The sequence below is a fragment of the Pseudomonas sp. B21-021 genome, assembly GCF_024749205.1.
Taxonomy (GTDB): domain Bacteria; phylum Pseudomonadota; class Gammaproteobacteria; order Pseudomonadales; family Pseudomonadaceae; genus Aquipseudomonas; species Aquipseudomonas paraglycinae.
Genome location: NZ_CP087192.1, coordinates 5,621,811 through 5,640,111, shown reverse-complemented (window position 1 = coordinate 5,640,111; position 18,301 = coordinate 5,621,811). Strand labels below are relative to the sequence as shown.

The window sequence follows — 18,301 nt, the reverse complement described above, 5'->3', positions numbered from 1 at the left end:
GCTATGCTAGAGTGGATCCAAACCAATAACAGGTAATACCGGTTTTACGTCATCTCAAAGGGAATGGGGGGCTTCCTGACACAACCGGCCAAGCCACGCTGGGGCTTCAATGCGCTATTTGTTGATGTTGCTGTTCTGCTTGCCCCTCCTGGCAAGCGCCGTCGAGTTCGACGAGTTCACCCAGAGCCTCCCGCTGGGTCAATCCCTGCAAGTGTTCGAAGACCCGAGCGGTCAGGCGAGCATTGCCGACGTCCGCGCGCAAGCCGCCGCCGGAAACTTCAAACCCCATGACAAAGCCACGCTCAATGCCGGTTATTCGCGTTCGGCGTTCTGGCTGAAGATCGACCTGCATTACCGCCCGACCAATCCGTCGGCGCAGCGCAGCTGGTTGCTGGAGCTGGCGTATCCGCCGCTCGATCATCTCGACCTGTATCTGCCCGATGCCGCCGGCGACTATCGTCTGGTGCGGCAGACCGGGGACGCCTTGCCGTTCGCCAGTCGCGAGATCCGCCAGAACAATTACCTGTTCGACCTGGCGTTCAAGCCGGATCAACAGCGAACCGTTTACCTGCGGTTGTCCAGCGAAGGCTCGATCCAGGCGCCGGTGACGCTGTGGTCGAGCACCGCGTACCTCGAAGACCAGCCGGTGCGCCTGTACGTGCTGGGGATCATTTATGGCGTGCTGTTGGGGATGCTGGTCTACAACCTGTTCATCTACCTCAGCGTGCGCGACACCAGTTACCTCTATTACATCTTCTATATCGCTTCGTTCGGCCTTTATCAGCTGTCGGTCAATGGCGCGGCGGTCGAGTATTTCTGGCCGGACAACCCATGGTGGGCCAACGCCGCCACGCCGTTCTTCATTGGTTGCGCGGGACTGTTCGGCAGCCAGTTCGCCCGTAGTTTCCTGCAGACGAAGAACCACAGCCGCTGGCTCGATCGCCTGCTGATGGCCCTGATCGCGTTCGGCGCCGTGGTGATCGGCCTGTCGTTGATGACCAGTTATGGCCTGGCCCTGCGCCTGGCGACGACCCTGGCACTGACCTTTACCGTGGTTATTTTCGCCGCCGGGATCCTGGCCTGGTGGCGCGGCCTGCGGGTGGCGCGTTATTTCATCATTGCCTGGTCGGCGTTCCTGATCGGCGGCATCGTCAACACCATGATGGTGCTGGGCCTGCTGCCAAACGTGTTCCTGACCATGTACGCCAGCCAGATCGGTTCAGCCATCGAAGTGGCGTTGCTGTCTCTGGCGCTGGCCGACCGCATCAACGCGATGCGCGAACAACAGGCGCAGACCCTGTTCGACGCCGGCCAGAAACTCGAAGTGCTGAACCAGCAATTGGCCCACAGCAACAAGCTCAAGGACGAATTCCTCGCGACCCTGACCCACGAACTGCGCACGCCGATGAACGGGGTGATCGGTTCGCTCGAGTTGATGCAGACCGTCGAACTCGATCCGGAGCTGGAGCAATACCAGCAGACCGCCGCCGGTTCGGCGCGGGACATGATGCGCATGGTCAACGGCATCCTGACCCTGACCGAACTGCAGGCCGGCAAGCTCAAGGCCACGCCGGGCAGTTTCAGCCTGCGCGGGGTGGTCGAGGCGTTGCGGATTCAGTTCGATGGCAACGCCTCAAGCAAGTCGCTGGACTTCAAGGTCGACGTACTGTCGACCCTGCCGGATCGCCTGCATGGCGACAGCGCGAAACTCGCGCAATGCCTGGAATGCCTGCTGGACAACGCGATCAAGTTCACCCGCGTCGGCGGTCTGGCCTTGCGGGTCACTGGCAAGCCATCGACGGACAATCGCCTGGCGCTGTCCTTCGCGGTGATCGACACCGGCATCGGTTTCACCGATCTTGGCGAGGCGACGATGTATCAACGGTTCTTCCAGCTCGACGGTTCGATGACCCGCGAATACGGCGGGCTGGGTGTCGGTCTGGCGATCTGCCGTCAATTGGTGGAGTTGCTCGGTGGCAAGCTCACACACCGCTCCGAACCGGGGAGTGGCAGCCGTTTTCAACTGGATGTCGAGTTTGAGTTGCCGGAAGAGGAAGCCGTGCCCGCGTTCACCCGCGACACCGTGCGCGCGCCGCAAGATTGCACCGTGCTGCTGGTGGACGACAACAGCGTCAATCAATTGGTGATGCGCGGCATGTTGCTCAAGCTCGGTTTCCGCGTGCGTACCGCCGACCACGGCGCGGCGGCGCTCGACTGTTTGCAGCGCGAGCGCTTCGATGCCGTGCTGATCGATTGCCAGCTGCCGCCGCTCGATGGGGCATCGCTGTGTTGCCAGATTCGTGACCTGCCGGGATGCGCCCATTTGCCGGTGTTCATGATCGCGCTGGGGGCGGATCGCGAGCATTGCGCGTCGGGTGGTTCGATCGATTACCTGAGCAAACCGGTGAAATTCGAGGATCTGCAGGTTGCGATGCAGCGGCGGGTATTGAGTTGCTGATAGGGTGAAAGCGCCGGTATTTAGGCCAATATGACACTTTGATCGGTGCGGGGCCGGTGCTTAACTGAAGCTCTGGCCGATCAAGGAGCCCCGTCATGAACCTGCATCAGTTCGCCGAAACCCACGAAGTCACCAACCAGCCACCGTCGCTGGACGGCACCAATCTGTACCGCATCGATCTGCCGTTGCAGGAGTGGTCGCGGCGGTTCGGCGCCGGCTGGGCCGAGTCGCGGATTGATGCCTACGGCGCGCTGGCCGGCGGGCCGCTGATGGAGGCCGGGTTCCTCGCCAACCAGAACAAACCGGTGTTCGCCAGCCATGACCGCTACGGTCATCGCATCGACCTGGTGGAGTTTCATCCGGCGTATCACGAGCTGATGCGCACCGCCATTGAACATGGCCTGACGTCGTTGCCTTGGGCTCATCCACAGGACGGCGCGCATGTTGCCCGCGCTTCCATGAGCTACCTACACAGCCAGGCCGAGGCCGGCAGCGGTTGCCCGCTGACCATGACCTTCGCCAGTGTGCCCGCGATGCGTTTGCAGCCGAATCTGGCCGAACAGTGGCTGCCGAAAATTCTCGCCACCGAATACGACCCGCGCAATGTCGGCATGGCCCACAAGGCTGGCGTCACCATCGGCATGGCGATGACCGAGAAACAGGGCGGCACCGACGTCCGTGCCAACACCACCAAGGCCTATCCGGTCGGCGCCAGCGGGCCCGGTCAGGCTTATGAACTGGTGGGGCACAAGTGGTTCTGTTCGGCGCCGATGTGCGATGCGTTCCTGACGCTGGCGCAGACCGACAAGGGCTTGAGCTGCTTCCTGCTGCCGCGCCATCGCCCGGACGACACGCGCAATCAGTTCTACATCCAGCGCCTGAAAAACAAGCTCGGCAACCAGTCCAACGCTTCCAGCGAAGTGGAATTCCGAGGCGCGCTGGCGTGGATGGTCGGCGAAGAAGGGCGCGGCGTGCCGACCATCATCGAGATGGTGGCGATGACCCGTTTCGATTGCATGGTCGGCTCCAGCTCGCTGATGCGTCAGGCGCTGACTCAGGCCAGCCATCACTGCGCCCATCGCAAGGTCGGCGGCAAACTGCTCAGTGAACAGCCACTGATGCAGAACGTGCTGGCCGATCTGGCGCTGGAAAGCGAAGCCGCGCTGGCGCTGAGCCTGCGCATGGGCAAGGCGCTGGATCATCTGGACGATCGCCATGAAGCGCAGTTTGCCCGACTGGTGACGGCGGTGGGTAAATACTGGATCTGCAAACGTGCGCCGGGGATGATCAACGAAGCCGCCGAGTGCATGGGCGGTGCTGGCTATGTCGAGGAGAGCATCCTGCCGCGGCTGTACCGCGAAGCGCCGGTGAACTCGACGTGGGAAGGCTCCGGCAACGTGCAATGCCTCGATGTGTTGCGCGCCTTGTCGAAAGAGCCGGGAGTACTCGATGTGTTGTTCAGCGAGTTGGGCGACGGTCATGGCGACAAGCGACTGGCCGCGCACATTCAGCAATTGCAGGCACAGTTCAAGGACACCAGCGACATTCAATACCGCGCTCGGCAACTGACCGAAGACATCGCTTTGGGACTGCAAGCGAAGCTGCTGCTGGAAGCCGGGAATTCGGCGGTCAGCGATGCGTTCATCGCCAGTCGTCTGAACGGAGGCGGGCGGGCCTACGGCGCGTTGCCGCGCGGGCTGGATGTTGAGGCCATCGTCGCCCGCTCTACGCCGCAAGGTTTCTGAAGCATCCCTGTGGGAGCGGGCTTGCTCGCGAAGGGGCCGGTACATTCAACATCAATGTTGGCTGTGCTGACGCCTTCGCGGGCAAGCCCGCTCCCACAGGGACCGCATATGCCTGTCAGATTGATGAATAGCCACAACGCCACTGTTTCCGTGACGCCACGATGCAGGCAAGATGAAGCTCTGCAAGTCAGAACACAGGAAGCTGATCGTGACCGAAGCGTTTATTGTCGTTCAAACCGCCGAACAGGCCGTGGATCGTCTCGCCGAGCTGCATGAGCGGGCCACCACGGCGCTGAACTCGGCGCTCAAGCGTTATCTCAAGGATCGCGTCGAGCCCGACGCCGAGCAACGTGCCCTGTTCCGTTATCCCGAACTGCGTCTGACCTACCACTGCCAGGGCGAAGTCCCGCAAACCACCCGCGCTTACGCCAAGGTGCAGTTGCCGGGCACCTACAGCGTGACCGTCACCCACCCGGCGGCGTTTCGCAAATACCTGCTGGAACAGCTCACGCCGCTGATGCATGACTTCACCGTGACCGTCGAAGTCGGGGTCAGCGAGCAAAACATTCCGTACCCCTACGTGGTCGAGCAGGGCGATGAACTGGCCGGCTCCGGCGTCACTGCCGCCGTGCTGGCGCGAGTGTTCCCGAGTACTGACCTGTCCGCTGCCACCGATGGCATCGCCGACGGTCTCTACGACTGGGAAAACACCGATCCGCTGCCGCTGGCGCTGTTCGATGCAGCCCGCGTCGATTTCTCGCTGCGTCGTCTGGTGCATTACACCGGCAGCGACTGGCGCCATGTGCAGCCGTGGATCCTGCTGACCAACTACCACCGTTATGTCGACCAGTTCATCGTCCATGGTCTGGAGCAACTGCGCCGCGACCCGCGTTTCGTACGCATGGTGTTGCCTGGCAACGTGATCATCGAAAAAGGTATGGATCACGGCGAAGCCTCGGCGATTGCGGCCGGTGTGGTCTGGCACCGCTACCAGATGCCGGCCTATCACCTGATCGCCAGTGATGGCCACGGTGTGACCCTGGTGAACATCGGTGTCGGCCCGTCCAACGCCAAGAACATCACCGACCACCTGGCCGTGCTGCGTCCGCATTGCTGGCTGATGATCGGTCACTGCGGCGGCCTGCGTCAGTCGCAGACCATCGGCGACTACGTGCTGGCTCACGCTTACATGCGTCGCGACGGGATTCTCGACCGGGTGGTGCCGCCGAACATTCCGATCCCGGCGCTGGCCGAAGTGCAGCTGGCGTTGCAGCAAGCGGCGGCCAACATCACCGGGGAAAAAGGTGAAGAGCTGAAAAAACGCCTGCGCACCGGCACCGTGCTGACCTACGACGACCGTAACTGGGAACTGCGCTGGGCTCAGGAGCGACCGCTGATCAACCTGTCCCGCGCCGTGGCGGTGGACATGGAAAGCGGCACCATCGCCGCCCAGGGTTATCGCCTGCGGGTGCCGTACGGCACGTTGCTGTGTGTGTCGGACAAGCCGCTGCACAGTGAAATCAAGCTGCCGGGTTCGGCCAACGCGTTCTACGAGCGTGCGGTCAGCCAGCACTTGAAGATCGGCATCGAAGCAGTGGATCTGCTGCGTACCGAACTCAACTCGCTGCACTCGCGCAAACTGCGCAGCTTCGACGAGCCGCCGTTCCGCTAACGGTTTGTCGTGGTCATTTGGCGGTCGGGGCACTAGCATTGTCTGCCCTGATCGCTAAATGTCTTCTCTCTTATGTCCCGTCCACCGCGTCCACCTTCCCGCCGCCCCGGCGCGAAGCCAGCTTCTTCAGCCCCGCGCCGGGTCGCCAAGGCACCACCGGCCGAACCGAAGCTGATCCTGTTCAACAAACCGTTCGATGTGCTGACGCAGTTCAGCGACGGCGAAGGGCGGGCGACGCTCAAGGATTACATCGACATTCCGGGCATCTACCCGGCAGGGCGGCTGGATCGCGACAGCGAAGGTTTGCTGCTGCTGACCAATGACGGCCAGTTGCAGGCGCGGATCGCCGACCCAAAGCACAAACTGGCGAAAACCTATTGGGTGCAGGTCGAAGGCGTGCCGACGGCCGAGCAGTTGCAGCGTCTGCGTGACGGTGTTGAATTGAATGACGGCCTGACCTTGCCCGCCGAAGCGCGGCAACTGGATGAGCCCGAGCTGTGGCCGCGCAATCCGCCGGTACGCTTTCGCGCAACGATTCCGACAACCTGGCTGGAATTGGTGATTCGCGAAGGGCGCAACCGTCAGGTGCGGCGGATGACGGCGGCGGTGGGGCTGCCGACGTTGCGGCTGGTGCGGGTCAGAATTGGTGACTGGACGATCGAAGGGCTCGATCAGGGCCAGTGGAAAGAAGTGCCGGCGCGCTTATAAGGCGCCGGACTCGATCAGGCCGATCACCACGCTCTTGATAATGAACGCGGCCACGCCCAGGCCCAGCACGAAGAACAGAATGAACGAGCCAAAGCGCCCGGCCTTGGACTTCTTCGCCAGATCCCAGACGATGAAACCCATGAAAATGATCAGGATGCTGACCAGACCGGTCATCATCCACTCTTCAAATACTGCTGGATCCATCGGGCATCTCCGGCGCTGCGCGGCTGAAAGGGCGGCCGGGAGTATACGCCAGCGGCGAACGACGCAGCATTGACCTGCGTCGGTGTGCCGCAGTCATTCGTCGATTTCAGCTGCGCAGATGAGTCAGCGGCAATTCAGTGCTGTTGAGCACCTGATTCAACACAAAGCTCGAACGCACGCTGGTCACGCCTTCGATCCGCGTCAGATGCCCCAGCAGCAGCTTTTGATAGTGATCCATATCCGGCACCACCACTTTCAGCTGATAGTCGGCATCGACCCCGGTCACCAGGCTGCACTCCAGCACTTGCGGCAAAGTACGGATCGCCGCTTCGAAGTTCTCGAAACGCTCCGGCGTGTGCCGGTCCATGCCGATCAGCACGTAGGCGGTCAGGCTCAGACCGAGCATCTTGCGATCGAGCAGGGCGACCTGGCGGGAGATGTAGCCATCGTCCTCCAGCTGCTTGACCCGGCGCGAGCACGGGGAGGGCGACAGACCGATGCGCTCGGCCAGTTCCTGGTTGGAGATGCGGGCGTCGCGCTGCAATTCCGCCAAAATACTGAGGTCGTAACGGTCGAGTTTGCTCATCAAACGATCCTTTGTCTTAACTATTGCGGCGGATTATCTATCCAGGGTTAAAAATTGCGCAAGTGATGTTTATTTGAGCAATCTTCGCAATCATCTGTCGCAGCTTCGGGCCTATTCTTATCACCAGAATCACTGCTCGGTAACACAGTCCACGCGGCCCGCCCAATCCGGCCTGCCGCGGCCGCCACCCCCACCGGGGTTGTGCCGGCCCCCGAGCTGCACACTGTCCAGAAGACGGCGTGAGGTGAGCCGACGTCAAAAGCGTCGAGCCAGGACGAAGTTCTCTAGAAGGGAGGCCGACGGGTCTCCCTTTTTTCTTGCCCGCGATTTGACCCATCTCGCTCAATAAATAAATGACGTGACTGATAACCTGTAGCAGAACCCGGTGTGCCCATCCCCGGTCTTAGCTACACGCCCTCTTAATTTCAGGCTCTAGTCCGCAGTGAGGAATTTCATGAAGTCGCGCATCTGGCGTCTGGCCAGTGTTGGTTTGCTGTGTGTGAGTGTCGGTGCGCAAGCGCTGGCGGATGAGCCGCAGAATCGCGGCCCCGACGGCGGCGGACGCGGGCCGGAGCACCAGGGCAACAATCAGGGCCATGGCGGTGGCAATCAGCAGCGTGGCCAAGACAATCCGCAGCGGCAGAACAACGACATCATTCGTGGCGACAACAGCCGCCAGTTCGAGCACAACGGGCAGCAGAACCGCGGCCAGCAGAACAATGGCCAGTGGCAGAACCAGAACCAGCCGCGTCCGGCCTACAACCCCAACCCGGTGCGCCAGCCGCCACCGCCGCCGCAACTGCCGGCCAATGATCTGCCGATCCAGCCGCGTCCCGACACCGTTCGCCAGACCCAGGAACCCCGTCAGGGATACTACCGCGACGAACGCCCGCAAAACGGCTACCACCAGAACTGGCAGACCGGTAACCGTCCCAACGATAACCGCTGGCCGGGGCGTCCGGACGGGCATGGCAACGGCTGGGGCCCTGGCCCGCAATACCGGCCGGGCCATGTGATCGACCGTTTCCCGGATCGGGATTACCGCGTGCCATATCGCGGCCAGGACTATTTCTACTCCGGCGGCTATTGGTATCGCCCGCAAGGCCCGCGCTACATCGTGGTTCAGCCGCCGCGCGGGATCCGCATCCAGTACCTTCCGGATTACGCCCGTGAAGTGTGGATCGGCGGTTCGCTGCTGTTCCTCGCTGCCGGTTCGTACTACGCCTATCAGGAAGCGACCCAGGATTACGTGGTGGTCGAGCCGCCGGTGCAGCAGTCACCGCAGCCGACCGGCAATGGTTATGACGTGGAAGCGTATCCGGCCAACGGTCAGTCACCGGAGCAGGTTCAGCGCGACGGCTACGAGTGCTATCAGTACGCGGTGCAGCAAAGCGGCTTCAATCCGCGCACCGCGACTTATCAACCGGCGCCCGAAGTGGTGCAGGCCTACCGCCAGGCCCAGGGCAATTGCCTGAGCAGTCGCGGTTATCAGGTCAACTACTGAGCCCGAGCGGCTTTGACCACTTCCTGCGGGTCGGCGTGCACCAGCACTTCGGCCCGTGGGTAGGCTTTGTGAATGGCATCGGCCGCCTGATCGCTGATGCCATGGGCGACTGACAGCGTCAACTCCCCCGGCAATTCCAGGTGCAACTGCACGAACCAGTGATTGCCGGAAATACGCGTGCGCAAATCATGCGCACCCAACACGCCCGGCACGCCGCACGCCAGTTCGAGCATGTGCTGACTGACATCCGTCGGCAGCTCTTCATCCATCAGCACCGAAAAACTTTCCCGGGCGATCTGGATTGCGCTCCACAGAATGTACGCCGCGATCCCCAGACCAAACCACGCATCCAGCTGATCGAAACCCAATCCGGCCAATACCAGCGCAATCAGAATGCTGCCGTTTAACAACAGGTCCGAACGGTAATGCAGCGAATCCGCCCGCACCGCGTTGGAGCCGGTCTGCTTGATCACCCGATGCTGCAGCATCAACAGCGCCGCCGTCAGCAACAGGGAAAACACGATCACCCCGATGCTCAGCCAAGGCGCGCCGAGCGGTTCAGGATTGTTCATACGCTCATAAGCCTGAAACGCGATCAGCACCGCACTGCCACCAATGAACAGCGCCTGCGCCATGCCCGCCAGGGATTCGGCCTTGCCGTGGCCATAACGATGATCGTCATCCGCCGGGCGCAGCGCGTAATGCACCGCCAGCAGATTGAGCAACGAAGTGACGCCATCTAGGGCCGAGTCGGTGAGGCCGGCGAGCATACTCACCGAACCGCTCAGCCACCAGGCGATGGCTTTGGCGATGATCAGCGTACAGGCCACCGCCACCGAGGCGCGGGTCGCCAGCCGCAGCAGGCGGGCGTGTTCGGGGCTGGAGGTCATGGGTGCATGGATTCCTTATGCGGCAGGTTGCAGGCCGAACATCGCCAGTTGCTGGGTGCTGCCTTTGTGCTGGATCAGGCGCGGGTCGTCCAGAGGCAGGTTGCGGCCCAGCTCCGTTTCGAGAATAGCCTGCAACTTGAGATTATCGACCTGACCGTCCGGGCCGATGGCTTGCTTGAGCTTGGCCGGATCGACCTGCGCCGTGTGGCCCGGTTCGAAGTAGATCGCGCCGGTGGCGAAGTCCACGGCAAACGCGATCACGCCGGGAAGGATATAGAACAACAGGCCCACGGCATCGAGCACGGCAATCGCCGGGTCGATCTTGCCGTCGATCTGGCCGCGCCGGTCGGGATAGAAAATCGAACCGCACGCGGTGATCTGGGTGAGCAGGGTGGCAACCAGTACACCGCCGATCAGGCGAAAAGGTAAGCGCATGGGAATCTCCTGAGTCATCTGTTAACGAAGCGTCATCGTGTGAAGTTAAGACCCTGACGAACGCTCAGCAGTTCGCCGTTATACTCGGCCCTCTGTTTTGGAGCCAGTATGAATTCGTTGCCGATCGATGACGTTTTACCCGCCCTGCGTGAAGCCCTCGCGACACGCCACGAAGCCGTGCTCGAAGCACCGCCCGGCGCCGGTAAAACCACCCGCGTGCCCTTGGCCCTGCTCAATGAAGCGTGGCTGAACGGGCAGACCATTCTCATGCTTGAACCGCGTCGGCTGGCTGCGCGTGCAGCAGCGGAACGGCTTGCCAGCGAGCTGGGCGAGAAGGTCGGTGAAACCGTCGGTTATCGCATCCGCCTCGACAGCAAGGTCGGCCCCAACACGCGCATCGAAGTGGTCACCGAAGGCATTCTCACCCGTCGTCTGCAGGACGACCCGGCGCTGGAAGGCGTGGGCCTGCTGATCTTCGACGAATTTCACGAACGCAGCCTCGACGCCGATCTGGCGCTGGCCCTCAGTCTGAACGGTCGCGAGCTGTTTCGAGCTGAACAACCGCTGAAGATTCTGCTGATGTCCGCCACCCTTGAAGGCGAACGTCTGGCCGGCTTGCTCGACGACGCACCGATCCTGCGCAGCGAGGGCCGGATGTTCCCGGTGACGATGCGCTGGGGCCGGCCGTTCCAGCCTGGCGAATACATCGATCAACGCGTCACGCAAACGGTGCTCGAAGCCCTGCACGACGAAACCGGCAGCCTGCTGGTGTTCCTGCCGGGGCAGGCGGAAATCCGGCGTGTCCATCAACAACTGGCGGACGCCATCGGTGAGCGCAGCGACGTGTTGCTCTGCCCGTTGCACGGCGAACTCGACCTGAATGCCCAACGCGCCGCCATCGACCCGGCTCCGGCCGGCCAGCGCAAAGTGGTGCTGGCCACCAACATCGCCGAGACCAGCCTGACCATCAACGGTGTGCGCGTAGTAATCGACGCCGGGCTGGCGCGAGTGCCGCGTTTCGACCCGGGCAGCGGCATGACCCGCCTCGACACTCAGCGTATCTCCAAAGCCAGTGCCACCCAGCGAGCGGGCCGGGCCGGGCGTCTGGAACCGGGCGTTTGTTATCGCCTTTGGTCGCAGGATCAGCACGAACAACTCGCGGCTTATGGCAGTGCGGAAATTCTCTCGGCTGATCTCGCCGGGTTGGCCTTGCAGCTCGGACGCTGGGGCGTGGCGCCGAGTGATCTGATCTGGCTGGATGTGCCGCCGGTAGCCGCTTATGCACAGGCTCAGGATCTGTTGCAGCGCCTCGGTGCGCTGGACGGTGAAACCCTCAATCGCCACGGTCAAGCCATGGCCGAATTGCCGGCCCATCCGCGCATCGCTCATTTGCTGTTGCGCGGTCAGGCGCTGGGGCTGGCGAGCATGGCGTGCGACGTCGCCGCGTTGCTCGGTGAGCGCGATATTTTGCGCGGCGCCGGGGCGGATCTGCACAGCCGTCTGGTGCTGCTGTCCGGCGAAGAACGCGCGGCGCGCGGTGCCCAGGGCGGCGTGCAGCGCGCCCGGCAACTGGCGCGGCAATATCGCGGTTACCTGCGCGGCAAGGCGAGCGAGCCGGTCGCCGACCCGGATCACCCGCGCTGGCTCGGCGCCTTGCTGGCACTGGCCTACCCGGATCGCGTGGCCCAGCAGCGGCGGGCTGGTGGTGCCGAATATCGATTGGCCAACGGCCGTGCGGCGCTGTTCGCCGAAGCCGACAGCCTGATGAAGGAACCGTGGATCGTCATCGCCGACCTCGGCAGCCGTCAGGGGCAACGCGAAGAGCGGATTTATCTGGCGGCGGATTTCGATCCGGCGCTGTTCGATTCGGTGCTGGCCGAACAAGTGCACAACGTCGATCAACTGGACTGGGATGAACGCGAAGGCGTGCTGCGCGCCGAGCGTCAACGCAAGGTCGGCGAACTGATCCTCAGCCGCGAACCACTGACCGGTCTCGACGAAAACGCCCGCAGTCAGGCGCTGGTCAATCTGGTGCGGCGCAAAGGTCTGGAGCTACTGCCGTGGACTCCGGAGCTGCGCCAGTGGCAGGCGCGAGTCGCGTTACTGCGCCAGCTCGACCTGGACGCCAAGGGCGACAGCCAATGGCCGGATGTCAGCGACGCCATGCTGCTGAAAACCCTCGAAGACTGGCTGATGCCGTATCTGGGCAAAGTCTCGCGCCTCAGCCATTTCGCCAACCTCGACCTGTCGAGCATCGTCCGTAATCTGCTGCCATGGCCACTGCCGCAACAGCTCGACGAACAGGCACCGCATCACCTGAGCGTGCCGTCAGGCTCGTCGATTCGCCTCGACTACAGCGAGCAGCCACCGATTCTCGCCGTGCGTTTGCAGGAGCTGTTCGGCCTAGCCGACACACCACGCATCGCCGGCGGCCGGCAAGTGGTCAAGCTGCACCTGCTGTCGCCAGCGCGGCGCCCGGTGCAGGTGACGCAGGATCTGGCCAACTTCTGGCGCAGCACCTATGCCGAAGTGAAGAAGGATCTGAAGGGGCGCTATCCGAAGCATTACTGGCCGGATGATCCGTTGGTGGCTGAAGCTACCGCACGAGCCAAACCGCGCGGCACGTGACAGAAGGCATTCAGGTAAGGCTTCCATCTTTCTCAATTATGCGTAATTATTTTCATATTCATAAATTATGTATTTTGACATAAAGGCTCATAATGACTCCGGAAACCAAGGACTCGCTGCTCTTCCCTCGCACCCATCTGGCTGAGGGAATCCTGGTCACTTTCGAGTCACGCCTGCAAAACGCCGCGACGATATTCGCGCCTCGGCGCAAGGGAAAAACCACCTTTCTGATCAACGACCTGATCCCGATTGCCAAGGAGCACGGCTTTATTGTTGCAACAGCAGACCTGTGGTTTGACAAGGCGCATCCTGAGCGGGTGATCGCGGGTGCGTTGTATGAGGCCATCCACGGTGCAGGTTTTTTGCGACGCAACTGGCTGAAGCTCATGCGACCGGGTTCTCTGGTTCAGTCGGTGGAGGCCGGCGCCAGTACCGACGGCGTAACAGTGAAGGCCGAGCTGGCGAAGGAAGGCGGACTGAACCTGATCGAGCTCTTCGAGCGCTTCCGGATACTCGGTAACGGCAAGGCGCTGCTGATCATCGACGAGGTCCAGCATCTGGCGAGCCGGAAGGAATTCGAAGACTTGACTGCTACGCTCCGTTCGCTACTGCAGCATGCGCACGGTGAAGTCTTTGCAGTGTTTACAGGGTCCTCCCAGGATGGCCTGCATCGAATGTTTCGTCGTACCAAAGCACCGTTCTATCAGTTCAGCCACGAGATCCAGTTTCCTAATCTTGGCCTGGAATTTGTCCAGCATCTGGGTCAGCGGTTTCAGGAAATCACCGGAAGGGAGTGGGAGGTAAACGCCGCTTTCGAGCGTTTTGCTGCCCGGGGATACATGCCCAAGTACATTCGCGATGTATTTCTGCTGTGTCTGACTGAGGGGCTCAGCGTGCGAGATGCAGACCATCGAGCCTGGAGCACCATGACGGACGAAGGCAACTTCGAGAACCTGATTCTGGAGATGGCTCCTCTGGATTTCACCGTACTTATCGGGCTGGTGAGGGGCCTTCCCATTTTTTCTACCGAAGGACGCGAGTGGATTGGCAGCGAGATGCCCGGTGGCCACGTGCCCAGCGCGGCGACGGTTCAGACTGCCTTGAAGCGCCTGCAACGCCGCGACCTGGTCGGCAACCTTGGGCATGGTGAGTGGGCGATTGAAGACATAGCCATGGAAGGTTACTTGCGTCGGAACTTCGTTGAAATTGACCCTCAACTCGGCACGGAAAACGATCAATAGGTTTTTTGGGGATTGGCATCGGCTTTCCGGCGAAAGCCTGAGATTTATAAATCTGGGCATCAAAAGATCGCAGCCTGCGATCTTTTGATTTTCATCGACTGGCCTTCGCGGTCAGCTGCTCCCGACAATAATCGGCAAACAACTGCGCCGGTTTGGTCAGTTGTCCGCGTTTGAGCCACGCGGCCACCAGGCCTGAGCCGGTGACGTCTTCGACGATGTCCACGCACACGACTTTCTTGCCGTCGTAGGTGCATTCCGAATGCGGGCGGGTGACCAGGATCGAGAAGCCGAAACCCTGGCCGACCATGCCGCGCACCATTTCGATCGACGGCGAGCTGAACTCGATGCGTGGCGACAGGCCGAGTTCTTCGAACAGGCTGACGAAGTAGGTGCGGCTCGGTTGTACGTCGAGCAGGATCATCGGTTCCAGGCACAAGTCTCGAAGCGAAACCTGCTTGAGCTGGGCGAAGCGGTGATCCGCCGGCAGCAGGGCGTAAGGCCGTTGGGCCGGCATCAGCGGTTCGGTTTCGATGGTGGCGTCGAGGTCGTGCTTGTACAGGATTGCCAGATCGAAGGTGCCCGAGGTCAGGCCTTGCACCAGTTCCTGTTGTTCGCCGTCGCGGATGCGGATCTTCACCCCCGGATACAGCGCCGAGAACCCGGCAATCAGCTGCGGCAAGTACAGCGGCGCCACCGTTTCAAAACAGCCGATATCGATCTGCCCGGCCACCACGTCGTTGTCGGCGAGGGCGTTCTGTTCGAACTCCTTGGCCATGCGCAGCAGTTCCTGGGCCTTGCGGAAGAACCGCGCGCCACTCGGTGTCAGGGATACGCCCTGAGCGTGATGGCGGATCAGCAGTTGCACGCCGAAGCTGTCTTCCAGCCCCTTGATCGCCGTGGAAATTGCCGGTTGCGCGATGTACAGCTTGCGCGACGCTTCGGCGACGCTGCCGCATTCGACGGTGGTGATGAAGTATTTCAACTGACGCAGGTTGTAAGCGGCCACGGTGAACCTCAAAGCGAACGGATTTCACATCCAAGCAATTTGTACGCCGCCGGCCTCCGTTCTGTCGGCGGTTTTTTTGTCCCTGAACAATAGCCTCATACGCGCGCGAAGGGGCCATCGGCTGGTTACCTTTTTTATTGTCTGCGAAGACATTTTTACTGGTTTTAGCTCACACGGGCCTGAGCGACTATCACTGCGCACTGTTCTCAAAAGAATAAAAGTCCAAGGAGCAACCACCGTGTTCGAGCTTGCAGACTGGCAGCGCAAGGCCGCTGAATTGAGCTATCCGTACCAGGCCGTGATCGACGGCAAACTGCGTGCGGCGCAGTCGGGGCAGACCTTTGCCGCGATCAACCCGGCCACCGGCCAACTGCTGGCAAACGTCGCCGCGTGCGGTGAAGAAGATGTCGATGCGGCGGTGCAGAATGCGCGGCAGGTGTTCGAAGCCGGCACCTGGGCCGGGCGTTCTCCCACCGAGCGCAAGCAAGTACTGCTGCGGCTGGCGGATCTGATCCTGGCCCATCGCGAAGAACTGGCGCTGCTCGATTCGCTGAACATGGGCAAACCGGTGATGGACGCTTACAACATCGACGTGCCGGGCGCCGCCGGGGTGTTCCGCTGGTACGCCGAAAGCCTCGACAAACTCTACGATCAGATCGCGCCGAGTGCCTCGAATGTACTGGCGACCATCACCCGCGAAGCGCTGGGCGTGGTCGCTGCGGTAGTGCCTTGGAATTTCCCGTTGGACATGGCCGCGTGGAAACTCGCGCCGGCGCTGGCGGCGGGCAACTCGGTGATTCTCAAACCCGCCGAGCAATCACCGTTCTCCGCGTTGCGTCTGGCCGAGCTGGCGCTTGAAGCCGGGCTGCCGGCCGGTGTGTTGAACGTGCTGCCGGGGCTCGGCGAACAGACCGGCAAAGCCTTGGGCTTGCACCCGGATGTCGATTGCCTGGTGTTCACCGGCTCGACCCAGGTCGGCAAATATTTCATGCAGTATTCCGCGCAGTCGAACCTCAAGCAGGTGTGGCTGGAGTGTGGCGGCAAGAGCGCCAACCTGGTGTTCGCCGACTGCAAGGATCTGGATCTGGCGGCGCAGAAAGCCGCGTTCGGGATTTTCTTCAATCAGGGCGAAGTCTGCTCGGCCAACTCGCGGTTGCTGGTGGAGCGCTCGATTCATGACGAGTTCGTTGAACGGCTGAAGGCTCAGGCCGAACGCTGGCAGCCGGGCGATCCATTGGACCCGGCAAGTGCGGCGGGGGCGATTGTCGACACCCGTCAGACCGAAAGCATTCTGCGCTTCATCAACCAGGCCGAATGCGAAGGTGCGACCCGCGTCTGTGGCGGGCGACAACTGAGTTTCAACGGCTCGGACAACTTCATTCAGCCAACGATTTTCACCGACGTGCAGCCGCACATGACCCTGTTTCGCGAAGAAGTCTTCGGCCCGGTGCTGGCGGTGATTCCGTTCGATGACGAGGCCCACGCCTTGCAACTGGCCAACGACAGCGTCTACGGTCTGGCGGCCTCGCTGTGGACCGATGATCTGCACCGCGCGCATCGGGTGGCGCGGCAATTGCGAGCCGGTACGGTGTCGGTCAACAGCGTCGATGCGCTGGACGTGACCGTGCCGTTCGGCGGTGGCAAGCAATCCGGTTTCGGCCGCGATCTGTCGCTGCACTCGTTCGACAAATACACCCAGTTGAAAACCACCTGGTTTCAACTGCGCTCATGACAGCCGCTCACAACAAGAAAGGAGATCCGGCGATGACCACCTCACGTGAAACCCGCGACTACCAGGCCGCCGATGCAGCGCACCACATTCATGCGTTCGTCGACCAGAAGGCCCTCAACGACGAAGGCCCACGGGTGATGGTGCGCGGTGACCGCCTGCACCTGTGGGACAACGACGGTCGACGCTACCTCGACGGCATGTCCGGGCTGTGGTGCACCAACCTCGGTTACGGGCGCAAGGATCTGAACGCCGCGGCGAGCCGGCAACTGGAGCAGTTGCCGTACTACAACATGTTTTTTCACACCACCCACCCGCAGGTGATCGAGCTCTCCGAGCTGCTGTTCAGCCTGCTGCCGGGGCACTACAGCCACGCGATCTACACCAACTCCGGTTCCGAGGCCAACGAGGTGCTGATCCGTACCGTGCGCCGTTACTGGCAGGTGCTGGGCAAACCCGAGAAGAAAATCATGATCGGCCGCTGGAACGGTTATCACGGTTCGACCCTCGCGGCGACGGCCCTCGGTGGCATGAAGTTCATGCACGAAATGGGCGGGATGATTCCCGACATCGCGCACATCGACGAGCCGTACTTCTTCGCCCACGAAGGCAACCTGACCCCGGCTGAATTTGGTCTGCGGGCGGCGCAGCAACTGGAAGCGAAGATCCTCGAACTGGGCGCGGACAAGGTCGCCGGATTCATCGCCGAACCGTTCCAGGGCGCGGGCGGGATGATCTTTCCGCCGGAAAGCTACTGGCCGGAAATCCAGCGCATCTGCCGCAAATACGACGTGCTGTTGTGTGCCGATGAAGTGATCGGCGGCTTCGGTCGCACCGGCGAATGGTTCGCTCACGAATACTTCGGTTTCGAGCCGGACACCCTGTCCATCGCCAAGGGCCTGACCTCCGGTTATATCCCGATGGGCGGCCTGATCCTGTCGAAGAAAATGGCCGACGTGCTGGTGGAGCAGGGCGGTGTGTTCGCTCACGGTCTGACCTATTCCGGGCACCCGGTGGCGGCGGCGGTGGCGATTGCCAACCTCAAGGCATTGCGCGATGAAGGCGTGGTGACGCGGGTCAAGGATGACATCGGGCCGTACCTGCAACAGTGCCTGCGCGAGGTGTTCGGCAATCACCCGTTGGTGGGCGATATCCAGGGCACGGGCATGGTTGCGGCGTTGCAACTGGCCGAGGACAAGGCTACGCGCAAGCGCTTTGCCAATGAGAACGACATCGCCTGGCGCTGCCGCACGATCGGTTTTGAAGAGGGGGTGATCATTCGCTCGACACTAGGGCGAATGATCATGGCGCCGGCGTTGATTGCCAGCCGTGAAGAGATTGACGAGTTGGTGGGCAAGACGTTGAAAGCGCTGGATCGTACGGCGCAGGAATACGGCCGGCTCTGAGGTATTCGTAGGGCTCAAGGGCCCCATCGCGAGCAGGCTCGCTCCCACAGTGGACCAGCGTCGTACACAAAACTTGTGAGCGATACCGT

The 18,301-nt window shown here is 61.8% G+C and carries 14 protein-coding genes; 9 read left to right on the top strand and 5 right to left on the bottom strand.

Annotated features, from left to right (window positions below):
* The first annotated feature begins 109 nt into the window (after window positions 1-109).
* From LOY31_RS25370 to LOY31_RS25355, 4 genes are all read left to right on the top strand, one after another.
* Window positions 110-2,458, top strand: a complete 2,349-nt coding sequence (locus LOY31_RS25370) for a hybrid sensor histidine kinase/response regulator (protein WP_258712360.1) — start codon at window positions 110-112, stop codon at window positions 2,456-2,458.
* Window positions 2,459-2,553: 95 nt separating this feature from the next.
* A complete protein-coding gene (locus LOY31_RS25365) occupies window positions 2,554-4,203 on the top strand; it encodes an acyl-CoA dehydrogenase family protein (protein WP_258712359.1) in 1,650 nt (549 codons plus the stop codon).
* Between the two features lie 172 nt (window positions 4,204-4,375).
* Window positions 4,376-5,875, top strand: a complete 1,500-nt coding sequence (gene amn / locus LOY31_RS25360; protein WP_162130486.1) for an AMP nucleosidase — start codon at window positions 4,376-4,378, stop codon at window positions 5,873-5,875.
* Between the two features lie 72 nt (window positions 5,876-5,947).
* Complete coding sequence (locus LOY31_RS25355; RefSeq protein WP_258712358.1) at window positions 5,948-6,583, top strand: pseudouridine synthase; 636 nt, start codon at window positions 5,948-5,950, stop codon at window positions 6,581-6,583.
* On the opposite strand, the gene LOY31_RS25350 is transcribed toward LOY31_RS25355, so the two are convergent.
* The gene (locus LOY31_RS25350; RefSeq protein WP_003228500.1) at window positions 6,578-6,787 is read right to left on the bottom strand and encodes a DUF2788 domain-containing protein; all 210 of its coding nucleotides are present in this window, start codon (window positions 6,785-6,787) and stop codon (window positions 6,578-6,580) included. The genes LOY31_RS25355 and LOY31_RS25350 overlap by 6 nt on opposite strands.
* Before the next feature lie 106 nt (window positions 6,788-6,893).
* A complete protein-coding gene (locus tag LOY31_RS25345; RefSeq protein ID WP_007909658.1) occupies window positions 6,894-7,373 on the bottom strand; it encodes an Lrp/AsnC family transcriptional regulator in 480 nt (159 codons plus the stop codon).
* A 454-nt stretch (window positions 7,374-7,827) separates the two neighbouring features.
* On the opposite strand from LOY31_RS25345, the gene LOY31_RS25340 reads away from it, so the two are divergent.
* Window positions 7,828-8,877 (top strand): DUF6515 family protein, encoded by a 1,050-nt coding sequence (locus tag LOY31_RS25340; RefSeq protein WP_258712357.1) that lies wholly within the window; start codon window positions 7,828-7,830, stop codon window positions 8,875-8,877.
* Here the strand turns inward: LOY31_RS25340 and LOY31_RS25335 are convergent.
* Window positions 8,871-9,767 carry a cation diffusion facilitator family transporter gene (locus tag LOY31_RS25335; RefSeq protein WP_085608748.1) on the bottom strand — a complete coding sequence of 299 codons (897 nt, stop codon included), beginning with the start codon at window positions 9,765-9,767 and terminating at the stop codon, window positions 8,871-8,873. The genes LOY31_RS25340 and LOY31_RS25335 overlap by 7 nt on opposite strands.
* Before the next feature lie 15 nt (window positions 9,768-9,782).
* Entirely contained in the window at window positions 9,783-10,202 is a 420-nt protein-coding gene (locus tag LOY31_RS25330) for a hypothetical protein (protein ID WP_039771823.1), read from the bottom strand.
* A 108-nt stretch (window positions 10,203-10,310) separates the two neighbouring features.
* Between LOY31_RS25330 and hrpB the strand changes: the two genes are divergently transcribed.
* Complete coding sequence (gene hrpB / locus LOY31_RS25325; protein ID WP_258712356.1) at window positions 10,311-12,830, top strand: ATP-dependent helicase HrpB; 2,520 nt, start codon at window positions 10,311-10,313, stop codon at window positions 12,828-12,830.
* 92 nt (window positions 12,831-12,922) lie between these two features.
* Window positions 12,923-14,071, top strand: coding sequence for a hypothetical protein (locus tag LOY31_RS25320; RefSeq protein WP_221534838.1), 1,149 nt, complete (start codon window positions 12,923-12,925; stop codon window positions 14,069-14,071).
* Window positions 14,072-14,162: 91 nt separating this feature from the next.
* Here the strand turns inward: LOY31_RS25320 and LOY31_RS25315 are convergent, their stop codons facing one another.
* A complete protein-coding gene (locus LOY31_RS25315; protein WP_007958716.1) occupies window positions 14,163-15,077 on the bottom strand; it encodes a LysR family transcriptional regulator in 915 nt (304 codons plus the stop codon).
* A 238-nt stretch (window positions 15,078-15,315) separates the two neighbouring features.
* Between LOY31_RS25315 and LOY31_RS25310 the strand changes: the two genes are divergently transcribed.
* Both LOY31_RS25310 and LOY31_RS25305 read left to right on the top strand, forming a co-directional pair.
* The gene (locus tag LOY31_RS25310; RefSeq protein WP_258712355.1) at window positions 15,316-16,809 is read left to right on the top strand and encodes an aldehyde dehydrogenase; all 1,494 of its coding nucleotides are present in this window, start codon (window positions 15,316-15,318) and stop codon (window positions 16,807-16,809) included.
* A 32-nt stretch (window positions 16,810-16,841) separates the two neighbouring features.
* The gene (locus LOY31_RS25305) at window positions 16,842-18,212 is read left to right on the top strand and encodes an aspartate aminotransferase family protein (protein WP_085703122.1); all 1,371 of its coding nucleotides are present in this window, start codon (window positions 16,842-16,844) and stop codon (window positions 18,210-18,212) included.
* Window positions 18,213-18,301: the final 89 nt, after the last annotated feature.